This window comes from Halarcobacter anaerophilus (assembly GCF_006459125.1).
Classification (GTDB): domain Bacteria; phylum Campylobacterota; class Campylobacteria; order Campylobacterales; family Arcobacteraceae; genus Halarcobacter; species Halarcobacter anaerophilus.
In genome coordinates this window covers 1,647,950-1,660,240 of record NZ_CP041070.1, presented here as the reverse complement: position 1 = coordinate 1,660,240, position 12,291 = coordinate 1,647,950, and the positions used below count along the sequence as shown (strand labels likewise).

Annotated in this window: 14 protein-coding genes; 13 read left to right on the top strand and 1 reads right to left on the bottom strand. The window is 30.9% G+C overall.

The genetic code is table 11. From position 1 onward, the window contains the following. Positions 1–174 precede the first annotated feature (174 nt). From AANAER_RS08175 to rmuC, 5 genes are all read left to right on the top strand, one after another. Complete coding sequence (locus AANAER_RS08175) at positions 175–372, top strand: hypothetical protein (protein ID WP_129081765.1); 198 nt, start codon at positions 175–177, stop codon at positions 370–372. A 3-nt stretch (positions 373–375) separates the two neighbouring features. Continuing rightward, complete coding sequence (locus AANAER_RS08170; RefSeq protein ID WP_129081764.1) at positions 376–738, top strand: YbgC/FadM family acyl-CoA thioesterase; 363 nt, start codon at positions 376–378, stop codon at positions 736–738. Positions 739–916: 178 nt separating this feature from the next. Continuing rightward, the gene (locus AANAER_RS08165) at positions 917–1,927 is read left to right on the top strand and encodes a GGDEF domain-containing protein (protein WP_129081763.1); all 1,011 of its coding nucleotides are present in this window, start codon (positions 917–919) and stop codon (positions 1,925–1,927) included. Positions 1,928–2,001: 74 nt separating this feature from the next. Continuing rightward, entirely contained in the window at positions 2,002–3,252 is a 1,251-nt protein-coding gene (locus AANAER_RS08160) for a M48 family metallopeptidase (protein WP_044418673.1), read from the top strand. Beyond that, positions 3,242–4,636: a DNA recombination protein RmuC gene (gene rmuC / locus AANAER_RS08155; RefSeq protein ID WP_129081762.1), complete on the top strand. Its 1,395-nt coding sequence runs from the start codon at positions 3,242–3,244 to the stop codon at positions 4,634–4,636. The genes AANAER_RS08160 and rmuC overlap by 11 nt, the downstream gene beginning before the upstream one ends. A gap of 205 nt (positions 4,637–4,841) precedes the next feature. Here the strand turns inward: rmuC and AANAER_RS08150 are convergent, their stop codons facing one another. Next, positions 4,842–6,062 carry a molybdopterin molybdotransferase MoeA gene (locus AANAER_RS08150; protein ID WP_129081761.1) on the bottom strand — a complete coding sequence of 407 codons (1,221 nt, stop codon included), beginning with the start codon at positions 6,060–6,062 and terminating at the stop codon, positions 4,842–4,844. Between the two features lie 363 nt (positions 6,063–6,425). Here AANAER_RS08150 and soxC point away from each other — a divergent pair, with 363 nt between their 5' ends. The 8 genes from soxC to AANAER_RS08110 all read left to right on the top strand — a co-directional run bounded on the left by soxC (position 6,426) and on the right by AANAER_RS08110 (position 12,278). Further along, positions 6,426–7,760, top strand: a complete 1,335-nt coding sequence (gene soxC, locus AANAER_RS08145) for a sulfite dehydrogenase (protein WP_044418678.1) — start codon at positions 6,426–6,428, stop codon at positions 7,758–7,760. Continuing rightward, positions 7,732–8,913, top strand: coding sequence for a c-type cytochrome (locus tag AANAER_RS08140; protein WP_129081760.1), 1,182 nt, complete (start codon positions 7,732–7,734; stop codon positions 8,911–8,913). Before soxC ends, AANAER_RS08140 begins: the two co-directional genes overlap by 29 nt. Before the next feature lie 11 nt (positions 8,914–8,924). Continuing rightward, positions 8,925–9,275 (top strand): sulfur oxidation c-type cytochrome SoxX, encoded by a 351-nt coding sequence (soxX, locus tag AANAER_RS08135; RefSeq protein WP_129081759.1) that lies wholly within the window; start codon positions 8,925–8,927, stop codon positions 9,273–9,275. A gap of 25 nt (positions 9,276–9,300) precedes the next feature. Continuing rightward, complete coding sequence (gene soxY / locus AANAER_RS08130; protein ID WP_179951800.1) at positions 9,301–9,747, top strand: thiosulfate oxidation carrier protein SoxY; 447 nt, start codon at positions 9,301–9,303, stop codon at positions 9,745–9,747. A gap of 66 nt (positions 9,748–9,813) precedes the next feature. After that, positions 9,814–10,128 (top strand): thiosulfate oxidation carrier complex protein SoxZ, encoded by a 315-nt coding sequence (gene soxZ, locus AANAER_RS08125; protein WP_044418684.1) that lies wholly within the window; start codon positions 9,814–9,816, stop codon positions 10,126–10,128. Positions 10,129–10,174: 46 nt separating this feature from the next. Beyond that, complete coding sequence (gene soxA / locus AANAER_RS08120) at positions 10,175–11,113, top strand: sulfur oxidation c-type cytochrome SoxA (protein WP_129081758.1); 939 nt, start codon at positions 10,175–10,177, stop codon at positions 11,111–11,113. A 13-nt stretch (positions 11,114–11,126) separates the two neighbouring features. Then, on the top strand, positions 11,127–11,564 hold the full coding sequence (locus tag AANAER_RS08115) for a hypothetical protein (RefSeq protein WP_044418687.1): 438 nt from the start codon (positions 11,127–11,129) through the stop codon (positions 11,562–11,564). A gap of 72 nt (positions 11,565–11,636) precedes the next feature. Next, on the top strand, positions 11,637–12,278 hold the full coding sequence (locus AANAER_RS08110; protein WP_129081757.1) for a rhodanese-like domain-containing protein: 642 nt from the start codon (positions 11,637–11,639) through the stop codon (positions 12,276–12,278). Positions 12,279–12,291: the final 13 nt, after the last annotated feature.

The window sequence follows — 12,291 nt, the reverse complement described above, 5'->3', positions numbered from 1 at the left end:
AGATATTATACTGAAAATATGTTTAAGTGCTGATTTGATAGAAGCTTGATATATAGAGCCTTTGAAACTAATTTATATCATACGATAAAAAATATTATTAAAAAAAGACTAAAATAACTATCAAAGTAAAAAATCTATATAATTTCACAGATTTATTTACTAAAAAGATAAAAAATGAATGAAAAACTTTTAAAAGAAGCATATAAATTAAGATTTGAATATTTTAATTTTTTTGAAAACAAAGAGTTAAATTGGCATGAAAAATACAAAAATCACCAGTTGTATGAAATTGTTATAGAAAGTTTTAATTATGATTATAAACAAATAGGTGAAAAAATGCCCAAACTTTTAAAAAATTTCAAAGAAGAGTAGAAAATGAAAATAAGAGTCTATTACGAAGATACAGATTGCGGAGGTATTGTATATTACGCAAATTATCTAAAATTTTGTGAAAGGGCGAGAAGTAATCTTTTTTTTGAAAAAGGTCTTTCTCCTCACAACGATGAGGAATTTTTTGTTGTTAAAAAAGTTGAAGCTGAATATATAAAACCTGCAAAATTTTCCGATTTACTTGAGGTAAATACGAAAATTATCTCAAAAAGTGCAGTTACGATAGATATTTTACATGAAATTTACAAGGACAATGAGCTTCTTTTCATATCAAAAGTCAAGTTGGTTTATTTAAAAAAGTTTAGACCTTCAAAAATACCCAAAGAAATTTTAGAAATTTTTTGTTAAAACATATTAAAAAATAAGATTAAAAATCCCGTTAAAATGGATTAGAAAACTGTTTTTACTATAAAGATAATTTTTATCATAAAAAAATAACTATTTTTGGCTTCTTTTCTTTTATAAATAATTGGATAGTATACTTTTCTTTCGTTGATGATGTTTACTGTTACGGGGTTTGAATTTTATGGTTAAGTATATAATTGCATGCATAGATAATGACATAGAGGTACTTGATTCTTTATATAACAAGATTTCAAGAATTGTTGACTCTGATTACATAGTTGAGAGTTATATTAATAAAGAGCAGGCTTTAATAGGTTGTTATAACTATATTATTGCAGGAAATGAAATTCTTATTACTATTTTAGGTCAAGACAGTTCTAAAATGAGTGTAGAGAAGTTTTTTATTGAACTTCATAAAAATTCTCCAACAACAAGAAACATACTTTTTGAGGATGTTGCTACAGTTGAATCTCTATCAAAAATAATAAATGAATCCTCTTTATATCAAATTATTCCAAGAAGATTTGACAGAGTTGACTTTGAGTATATAATTTTAGAAGCAATAAAGCAAAATGCACAAGACAGAAGATTAAGAGATTATCAAAGAGTTTTGGAAAGTGCTGTTGAAAAAAGAACCCGCGAATTAAACGATATAAACGTAAAACTTGAAATCTTGGCTACTACAGACTCTTTAACAGGCGTAAAAAACAGAAGAAGTTTTTATGAATCTTCCGCACCTATGATTAGATATTCAAGAAGAGAGAATAAAGAGCTTGCCGTTTTAATGATTGATATCGATAAATTTAAGATGATAAATGATATTTACGGACATGCAGCAGGAGATGACGTAATAAAAATTATGGCTCAAAAAATAAAAGACAGTTTAAGAAAATCCGATATTTTTGCAAGACTGGGAGGAGAAGAGTTTGCTGCTGTTTTACCTAATACTTCCAAAAGAGGGGCACAAAAAGCTGCTGAAAATATCAGAAAAGAGATAGAAAATCTTGAAATAAAAACAATAAATGAAGAAAAAATCAAATTTACAATAAGTATAGGTCTTACAATGCTTCGTTATGATGATGTGGATTTAGAAGCAATCTTACATAGAGCCGATCTTGCTTTATATGAGGCAAAAAGAGAAGGGCGGAACAAAGTTTGCATTTCTAAAGAGGAACTTAATGAAGAAAACTGATACTAATCTTCAATAAATAGAAAGTTCTAAAACGCTAAAATAATAAGTTATAATTAATATTAAAGGATAATTTTGTGCTAGAAATTTTTGTTATTGCTTATTGTTTATATTTTTTGTTTTCCACTTATACTTCTTTTATGCAAATAGGTTTTGTTAAAAATGCGAAGAAGATGAGACCTATTATTTTAGACGATGAAAAATATTTAGAAGCGGCAGATTACTCAGTTGAAAAAGAAGAACTCTCTATAATCTCGGCATTCTATAGTTTTATAATTTTTCTTTGCTGGATTGGATTTGGGTTAAATACTCTTGATTCTCTTTTAACTATTGAATCAACATGGTTAAAAGCTGTTGTTTTCGTTGATTTGTTTATTATTATAAATTGGATTCTAGGTTTACCTTTTGAGCTTTATACCTCTTTTAAACTTGATAAAAAGTACGGTTTCTCAAATATGACACCTGCTTTATTTATAAAAGATACATTAAAAACAGGAATACTTTTCCTAGTTTTCGGTTCAGCTGTTATTGCGGCAATCTCTTGGATAATAAGCAGTTTTAATTCTTGGTGGATTTGGGGTTTTATTTTTATTTTTGCAGTTATTATTTTAATAAATATGCTTTATCCCGTAATCAGAGATAAGATGTTTGACAAGTTTGAAGCTTTAAAAGATAAAGAGTTGGAAGAAAAAATCATAAATCTTTTAAATCAAGTAGGGTTTAAAAGTTCAGGCGTTTTTTCAGTAGATGCAAGTAAAAGAGATAATAGATTAAACGCATATTTCGGTGGATTAGGAAGTACAAAAAGAGTTGTTTTGTTTGATACTTTAATTCAAAAACTTTCTCACAATGAACTTTTAGCTGTTTTAGGACATGAACTGGGACATTTTAAAAACGGTGATATTTTAAAAAATATTGCAATTATGGGTGTTGTTATGTTCATCTTTTTTGCAATTTTCGGAAATCTAAGTGATGAGATATTTTTAGGTTTAAAGCTTCAAAATGAGCCTTATGCTATTATTACCATATTTTTACTTTTTTCTCCTATTCTATCGTTTTTCTTAATGCCTTTAATTTCATTGATCTCAAGACATAATGAGTATGCAGCAGATGAATTCGGTTCAAATATGCAAAGTAAAGAGGATTTGGTAAGTGCTTTATTAAAATTGGCAAATGAAAACAAATCGTTTCCTCTGTCTCACCCTCTTTATATCTTCTTTTATTACTCTCATCCACCTTTGACTGAAAGATTTAAAGAGCTTGGTTATGATGTTCAAAATGACAGTGATAACGCTTTAAAAGATTCTATTTACGCTGATGCAAATTGATAACTTTTATTTAATTCTTTTTCTGTCTTTTCTTATAGGTTTTATTGTTGCAGGATTAATTGTTTGGTTAATCCTGCGACAGAAGATTTCTCTTCTTGAAGAAAAAATAGAGTTAAATGCAGACTCTTATGCAAATTTAATAGATAGTTTGAAAATTTCTATTTCAAAACTTGAAAAAGATTTAATCTCAAAAGACAGAGTATATGAAGATAAAATCAAACTTCTTAAAATAAATTTTGAAGAAAATTTAGAGTTTGAAAAGAGTAAAGCTTCATTAAAACAAAACTCTTTACTTCAATCTTTTGAAGATAAAAAAGAGCAGTTAAAAAGTGAATTTGAAATAAAAGAGGAGAATCTAAAAGAGAAAATAGAACTTTTGGAATCTTCAAAAGAGAGATTAAAAGAAGAGTTTGAAAATTTGGCAAACAAACTTTTTGAAGAGAACTCAAAAAAATCTTCAAATAATTTAAATCAGATGTTAAATCCTTTTAAAGAGCAGCTTTCAAATTTCGGGAAAAGAGTCAATGACATATATAATGATGAAACAAAACAAAGAGTATCGTTATTAACCGAAATCAAAAATTTAAAAGAGTTAAATAATCAAATCTCTCAAGATGCAATCAATCTTACAAAAGCTTTAAAAGGCGAAAACAAAACTCAAGGAGACTGGGGAGAGTTGATTCTTTCTAAAATCTTGGAACAAACAGGACTAAGAGAAGGAATAGAGTATACAACCCAAGGCTCTTATACTGATGAAAACGGTAAAAGATTAAGACCTGACGTTATTGTTCATTTGCCCGAGAATAAAGATATCGTAATAGACTCGAAAGTCTCTTTAACGGCATATTTAAATTATAATGAGGCAGAAGATGAGATAAAAAGAGAATTGGCAACAAAAGAGCTGATTAAATCAATTTATACTCATATAAAAGGTCTCAGCGTTAAAAGTTATGAAAATATCGATGCAGTCAAAAGTTTAGATTTTGTTTTGATGTTTATTCCTATTGAAGGTGCATTTATGTTGGCTGCTTCAAATGATAACAACCTTTTTAAAACAGCTTTTGAAAATAATATTATGTTAGTCTCTCCTTCTACACTATTTGCGACTTTGAGAACAATAGAAAATATCTGGAGATATGAACATCAAAATGAAAATGCTCTTTTAATCTCTAAAAAAGCAGCTGATTTATATGATAAGTTTGCAAATTTTATTACTGATATGGAAGCTATCGGCATAAATATTACAAGAACTCAAAAAGTCTATGATGATGCAATGAATAAGTTGAAAACAGGCAAAGGCAATCTTTTAAGAAGAAGTGAAGAGTTTGTAGAACTTGGTGTAAAAACAAAAAAAAGAATTGACACCAAAAAATTATTGGATTAATAAAAAAGGAAACACTTTTGATAAGGATTTTTATTTTAATTATATTGCTATAATTTAATACTCCTTTTTCTTTAATCTGACACTTTTTCTTATAAATAATGAAGTAAAATCTCTTAAAAAAAGAGACAAAAAAAAGATAAGAATAAAATCCTTTTTAAAAATTTTAATAACTTCTTTTATCTCAATTTTGAAAAGAAATTTGTAGCTATTTTAACCAATCTAATAGAAGAATATCAACAATATCATTCTTTTTTAAATCTTCACTATCCTCTTTTTGGATAAGAAGAGCAGGGCTTTCAAGCATATTTGTCAAAATCGCACTTGTTCCTTGTTTTTTGCCGTCAAAATCTATTTTATACTCTGCGTCTTCGTATTTAACGTTACAAGCAGTAAAAATAGTCTTTTTCATCTTAAGAGGAAAATCTTGTGTGATTCTTGCTTTTACAATAGGCAGCTTTTTTTGTGAACCTAAAAATTTATATATCATTGGAACCATATATAAAATAGCACAAACAGTCGATGAATAAGCAAATCCCGGAAGTGAAATTATAAGTTTATTATCTTTTTGTGCAATTAATAAATGACCGCCCGGTTTTATTTTTACGCCATGAAAAAGGACTTTTGCTTTTAACTCCTCTTTTACTACATCTTGCACAAAATCATAATCTCCTCTTGATACTCCTCCTGTAGTTACTACAATATCGGAACTTTGTAATGCATCTTGCATAGCTTCCGTGATACTTTTTATATCATCTTTAACAACTCCCATTTGAATGGTTCTTGCCCCTGCTTTTTTTGCAATAGCTTCTACTGTAAGATGGTTAGAACTTCTTATTTGTGCACTGTTTGTCTGCTCTTCTCCTAAATCTAATATTTCACTTCCCGTACTTGCGATACTTACTCTAGGCTCAGTATATACGTATATTTGAGAAATATTAAGTGAAGCTAACACTCCAATCTCTGCAAAACCTATTGTTGTTCCCTCTTTAATAAGTATTTCATCTTTTTTATAGTTTTCTCCGGGTTCTCTTACAGCAAAACCTTTCTTTACCTCTTCAATGATTTTAATAGAATCATTTTCGACTTCTACATTTTCAATGGGTATTAAAGTATCGGAACCTTCGGGCATTATAGAACCTGTAAATGTTTTAATACAAGTACCTCTTTCTACTTTAGATTCAATTACACTTCCTGCAGGATTTTTATCTATTATTTTTAATAAACCGTTCTTTTGATCATCAGATTTTATTGCATATCCATCCAAAGCCGACATTTGAACTTCGGGCGAATTATGATTTGCAATTATATCTTGAGCAAGGACTTTACCGATACAGTTTGTTAAAAATAGCTTTTCCTTACCTTTTCCTTTAAATTGAATATTACTTAATATTGTTAAAGACTCTTCATATTTAATAAATTTTCTCATAAAACTCTCCGTAAAAAATTGACTGAATATTAACATAAGCTAAAAAAAAACTAACTTTAGAGATGAATTTAAGGTGTTTTTTATGTTGAAAATAGCATCTAAATAGCAACTTTGGTAATTTATGTTACGAAAAGAAATTTTTTCAAATTATCCTCAGAAAATAATTGACTTAGGTGAGAAAAATGGTAATAATAGTTGCATCATTATATAACAAAAACTTATATAATAGGCTGTTATGATATGTATAAGTTTAAGTAAATTTACTTTGGCAAACACTTATATTTTGGGGACTTATAATAAATATAAGAAAAATAGATTTATTTTGGCTTTTGTGTGTTATAACTAATTTTTTAAGGAGGAATAATGACGGAGGTTAATAAAACTTCTGAAAAATCTCTAAGCCCGATTTCTGAAAAAAAATTGAGCAGAAGAGACTTTTTTAGAAAAACTGCAGTCTATTCAGCGGGAGCTATCGCTGCAGCAAATGTTTTGTCTCCAGTTAGACTAAGAGCCGATGATCCGGCTATAGTTGAAGAAGCTGAGTGGGGAACAAAACTTGGTGATCCAGTTACAAAAAATTTATATGGAGTACCATCACCTTTTGAACACAATAATACAAGAAGAACAACAGATCTTCTATCTTCGGGAGATGCTTATGCTTCTGTATCAATGTGTCCAATTCATGAGTCGGAAGGGATTATAACACCAAACGGTCTTTTTTTCTGTAGAGACCACGGTGGAACTGCTCATGTGGATCCAAATAAATTTAGACTTATGATTCACGGTAAAGTTAAAAGAGAAGTTGTTTTAACTTTAGATGATTTAAAAAGATATCCAAGTGAGAGTCGAATCTATTTTATTGAGTGCCCTGCAAACGGTTCAACAGGATGGAGAGGACCACAATTCAATAACTTACAATTTATGAAAGGTATGATGAGTTGTGCACAATGGACAGGTGTTATGTTAAAAACAGTATTAGATGATATTGGTTTAGAAGATGATGCTGTTTGGATGTTATCAGAAGGTAGTGACAATGCAGGAAACCCAAGAACGATTCCTGTAGAAAAAGCTTTAGATGATGCAATGCTTGTATGGGCACAAAACGGTGAAGCACTTAGACCTGAACAAGGTTATCCTTTAAGATTGTTAGTTCCGGGATGGGAAGGAAACTTAAATACCAAATGGTTGAAAAGATTGGAATTCTCTGATAAACCTTGGCATGCAAAAGAGGAAACCTCAAAATATACAATGCTTCAAAAATCAGGAAAAGCTATTCAATATTTCTGGCCAAATGAAGTTAATTCGGTTATAACTTCACCTTGTCCTGAAAAACCTTGGACTAACCTTAAAAAAGGTGACTTAGTAGAAATTGAAGGTTTGGCTTGGTCAGGTCACGGTACAATTAAAAATGTTGATATCTCTTTTGACGGCGGTGACAACTGGGTTGAAGCTAGTTTAAAAGGATTGGTTTTACCAAAAGCTTGGACAAGATTTAGTTATATATTTAAGTGGGAAGGTAAACCTATGTTTTTATCTAGTAGAGCTGTTGATGATTCAGGGAATGTACAACCGACTATTGATCAAGAGACTTCGGCAGTGGGTGTGGAATCTATTTATCATAGAAACCCAATAGTTACTTGGAAAGTTAGTGCGAACGGGGAGGTTAATAATGTTCATATTAGAAAACATCACGCTTAAAAAAGCAGTAGCAACTTTAAGCATAGTTACTATCTCATTATTAACAACTGCATGTTCGACAAGTAACAGATCTGTTGACGGTGCTGTAAAATATGATATTAAAGACGGGAAATATACTGCTTATCATGTAAATACTCAAAAAGTAGGTAAGTTTAACAACGGTAGAACACCGACAAAAACAGAACTAGCAGCATGGAATATTGATGTAATGCCCGATGGAACAGGATTGCCCGAATATGATGCAAAAAACGGTAAGATTGTTTTAGATGAAGAGGGTAACCCTAAAAAAGCGGAAGGATCTGTTGAATGGGGTAATGAACTTTATGATTCTCAATGTGCAATGTGTCACGGTGAGTTTGGTACGGGAGGAAAAGGTTATCCGACATTATCGGCAGGAACTGCTTCTACTGATTCGTTAAAAAATCAATTATTAAATCCGGCAGATAAAAATCCGGGAATAGAACCGCCTGTAAAAACTATCGGTACATATTGGCCATATGCTAGTACACTATTTTGGTATATTCAAGATGCAATGCCTTTTCCTCATCCAAAATCATTATCAAACAGTGAAACTTATGCATTAGTTGCATATCTTTTAATGGAAAACGGAGTGAGTATTGACGGTGAAGAGTTAGATGATGAGTATGTGTTAGACAGAGAAAAATTCTTGAAAATAAAAATGCCTAATGAAGATGGATTCTATCCAAAAGTTGATACACCTGAAAATCCTAAACAAGGTGTTGCAAATATGAAAGCATTTTTAAGTGATCCAAAAAATTACGGTACAGGTACTAGATGTATGAATGATTGTATTAAAGGTGAAGTTCCTGTTTTAGCTATAAAACATGAATTAAATGACTTTAATCCTCCTGCATCAACTGAAAGATCATGGAAAGTACCTGGGGCTAAAGAAGTTTCTCAAGCTCAAAAAGATTATGAAACTTATTGTGCCGCTTGCCATGCAAATGATGCAATCGGGGCACCTGTTCTTGGAAATAAAGAGGCTTGGGCAGAAATTGCCGCTCAAGGTATGGATACGGTTTATGCCAATGCAATAAACGGTATAAATGCAATGCCTCCAAAAGGTGGTTCTGATTTATCGGATGCAGATTTTAAAAAGGTTGTTGATTTTATGATCAACTCTAGTAAATAAAGGAGAAAGCAATGAAATTAATCAAAAGTTTAGCTGTAGCTACAGCTATCAGTGCACTTGCTGTTACTTTATCTTCAGCTAATGAAGATTTAGTAAAAAAGGGTGAAAAGATTTTTAATACAAAAAATCTCGGTAACTGTTTAGCTTGTCATGCTGTTAACGGCAAAAAAATTGACGGGCCGGGAAGTATGGGACCAAAGCTTCAAGCTTTGAAATATTGGCCTGATGAAGCACTATATAATAAAATCTATGATCCAAATATTGACAATCCTATTTCACAAATGCCTGCATTTGGGAAAAACGGATGGTTAAGTGATGGTGAAATAAGAGCAGTTATTGCTTATTTAAAAACAGTAGATTAATAAAATTTAAAAAGGAAAAAATATGATGAATAGAAGAAATTTTTTAGGTTTAGGTTTAGGAACTTTAGCTGTTTCAATGGCACCGTCTACATTAAGTGCTATTAATTTTAGAGAAACTAAGCCAAAAGCTTTTTCAGCTAAAAAAGTTGATGTTGCAATTAAAGAGTTATTTGGAACTAATGCTACAACTGCAGGTAATGTAGAGTTAAAAGCTCCTGATATTGCAGAAAACGGTGCAGTTATTCCTGTTACTGTATCTGCTAAATCAGGTTCGACAGTTGCAATATTCCAAGATGCAAACCCTGAAACAACAGTTGCTGTGTTTACTGTTCCAAAAGGTGGAATTATTGATTATTCAGTAAGAATCAAAATGGCTAAAACAGGTAAAGTAACTGCGGTTGTTGAAGATGGCGGTAAATTATATTCTGCTACTAAAGATGTAAAAGTAACAATCGGTGGATGTGGTGGTTGATTTAGTTCAACTATCAAGAACGATTAAATAAATTTTACAAAATATAAAAAAGAAAAAGGAATTATAATGGCTAAAACTAGAATTAAAGCAAAATTAAAAAAAGGTGTTGTAACTGTTAAAGCTCTTGCAAAACATCCAATGTTAAGTTATGTTGAAGCAGAAAAAGCAAAAAAAGAAGCGAATTTTATTACTTATGTTGTGGCAAAAGTAAACGGTAACATTGTATACGAAGTATCTACAAGTCAATTTTTATCTAAAAACCCTTATATGAAATTCTCATTTCATGCAGATGCTGTAGGGGCAAAAAAAGGTGATAATATTGAATTTACTTGGGTAGATTTAAAAGGTAATACACAAGCAGATAAAGCAAAAATAAAATAATTAATCACTCTTAAAAGAGTGGTTATAAAGACTTAAGGAGATATGTATGTTATTAAAAATTGCAAGAACAACTGCATTAGTTGCATTAACTGCTTGTGCTTTAAATGCGGCTGATTTTAATGCACAAGCTGAAAAAGACAGATTGGCATTAATTAAATATTTTGAAGCAAAATTTGAAAATCCGTTAAAGAACAGAAGTACTTTCTTCCCTTACTCTACTGATGATGAATTAAAAAACAACATTATGAGTGGGTTAAAGTTTGAGGATTTTTCAAAAGGAAACTACTCTTTTTCTAAAAATGGGAGAATGTCTTATGATGAAATTAAAGAGTTCCCTCCATATGAAGAGTTTGTAGAAAACGGTGAAGCTTTATACTCTAAAGCTTTTGCAAACGGAAAATCTTTTAAAGACTGTTTCCCTGATCCTTCAGTAGCAGGTTCAGCATATCCATATTTTGATGAAAAGAAAAAAGAGGTTATGACTTTAACTGTTGCTATTAATCAATGTTTAACTTCAAACGGTGAAAAAGCTTGGAATCCTAAAAAAGGTAAAATAGCTCATCTAGAAGCATATTTTGTTCAAGAAGCACAAGATGCTGAGAAAAAAATTGATGTTAAAATTGAGAGTAAAGAGGCCGAAGAGGCTTACAACAGAGGTAAAGAGTACTACTATACTCAAAGAGGTTATCTAAATCTAAGTTGTGCTGAATGTCATGTTCAAGGTGCAGGACAAAGAGTTAGAAATGAAAGTTTATCTCCATTCTTAGGACAAGTTACTCATTTCCCTGTATATAGATTAAAATGGGGTGCAGCTGATGCAAACAATGATGGTCTAGGAACATTGGAAAGAAGAATGTCGGGATGTGTTAAGGATCAAGGTCAAGTACCGCCGAAATATGACGCTAAAGAGATGAAAGAGTTACTATTTTTCATGGCTTATATGTCAAACGGTATGAAAATTGACGGTCCAGACATTAGAAAGTAAGAAGGAGATTATCATGAAAAAATTATTAAATTTATCATTAGCAACTGCAGCAATGTTTTTACTGACTGCTTGTGTAAGCTCTTCTTCTCCTAGTATGGAAACGGCATTAAAAGAGGATTTAAATACTGTTTGTAGTGTAGAAAAGAGTGGAATTGAAAATGTAATTGCAACTGCAAAAGCGTATAACGAAGTTGCAAAAGCAAAAGGTTTGGAGTTTAGAAGACTTGAAGTTGATAACTCTAATTTAATTACTTCTGTTGAAGAGGCTATTAAAACGGGAGCAAAAGAGGTTAACCCTAAAACGTTTAAAGGTAAACCTTCAAAAACTAAACTACCTACTGACTATGCAGCACAAAGAGCTTGTAGATTTGCAATTTCTGCATTACAACAAGCTGATGCTTCTAAAAAAACTTGGAGACTTGCAATTCCAGGTGATGGATACAAATACTAAAATAGTTTAAAAGTCAAGATCTATTTCTTGGCTTTTTTTATGGATATGATAAATGAGGTTAAGGATAGATTAATGACATTTATAAAAAAATTATTACTTACTACAGCCGTAGCTGGAATTTTCTCTGTTACAGCAACTGCAGAAAATTTCGTACCAATTTCAACAGGTGTAAAATCTATTAAAATGAATTTAAATGATGAAGAATTCACTTTAATGAGAAACCAAACAAAAGGTAATAAAATTACATCTCTTTACGATACTACAGATAGAGGAGCTCCTCAACCGATGATTTTAGCACCCGGTGTAGAGACAGTCGGAGAATTAGAGTTTATTGAATATATGAAAAAAGCTCAAACTGATAAAAATATTGCACTTATTGATTCAAGAAAACCGGGTTGGTATGCAAGACTTAGAATTCCCGGAGCCGTAAATGTTCCTTATACAAATTTCAATGAAGAAGATAGCGCAGTTGAGATGATGGAAGATGAAATGGGTGTAGTTCAAAGAGAAGATGGTACTTTGGATTTTTCAAAAGCTAAAACTTTAGTTTTATACTGTAACGGTTACTGGTGTGGACAAACTCCGGGAATGGTTAAAAATTCTAAATTTGCACTGTTAAAAATGGGATATCCTGCATCAAAAATTAAATACTACAGAGGTGGTATGCAAGCTTGGACATCTTTAGGTTTTACGGTTGTAGGTTCAGGTAAGTAATTTAGAATATTTC

What these genes read in the sequence shown, in the direction of transcription:
- AANAER_RS08175 (WP_129081765.1), top strand. Translation starts at nt 175, where the DNA reads ATGAATGAAAAACTTTTAAAAGAAGCATATAAATTAAGATTTGAATAT.
- AANAER_RS08170 (WP_129081764.1), top strand. Translation starts at nt 376, where the DNA reads ATGAAAATAAGAGTCTATTACGAAGATACAGATTGCGGAGGTATTGTA.
- AANAER_RS08165 (WP_129081763.1), top strand. Translation starts at nt 917, where the DNA reads ATGGTTAAGTATATAATTGCATGCATAGATAATGACATAGAGGTACTT.
- rmuC (WP_129081762.1), top strand. Translation starts at nt 3,242, where the DNA reads ATGCAAATTGATAACTTTTATTTAATTCTTTTTCTGTCTTTTCTTATA.
- AANAER_RS08150 (WP_129081761.1), bottom strand. Translation starts at nt 6,062, where the DNA reads ATGAGAAAATTTATTAAATATGAAGAGTCTTTAACAATATTAAGTAAT.
- soxC (WP_044418678.1), top strand. Translation starts at nt 6,426, where the DNA reads ATGACGGAGGTTAATAAAACTTCTGAAAAATCTCTAAGCCCGATTTCT.
- AANAER_RS08140 (WP_129081760.1), top strand. Translation starts at nt 7,732, where the DNA reads ATGTTCATATTAGAAAACATCACGCTTAAAAAAGCAGTAGCAACTTTA.
- soxX (WP_129081759.1), top strand. Translation starts at nt 8,925, where the DNA reads ATGAAATTAATCAAAAGTTTAGCTGTAGCTACAGCTATCAGTGCACTT.
- soxY (WP_179951800.1), top strand. Translation starts at nt 9,301, where the DNA reads ATGAATAGAAGAAATTTTTTAGGTTTAGGTTTAGGAACTTTAGCTGTT.
- soxZ (WP_044418684.1), top strand. Translation starts at nt 9,814, where the DNA reads ATGGCTAAAACTAGAATTAAAGCAAAATTAAAAAAAGGTGTTGTAACT.
- soxA (WP_129081758.1), top strand. Translation starts at nt 10,175, where the DNA reads ATGTTATTAAAAATTGCAAGAACAACTGCATTAGTTGCATTAACTGCT.
- AANAER_RS08115 (WP_044418687.1), top strand. Translation starts at nt 11,127, where the DNA reads ATGAAAAAATTATTAAATTTATCATTAGCAACTGCAGCAATGTTTTTA.
- AANAER_RS08110 (WP_129081757.1), top strand. Translation starts at nt 11,637, where the DNA reads ATGACATTTATAAAAAAATTATTACTTACTACAGCCGTAGCTGGAATT.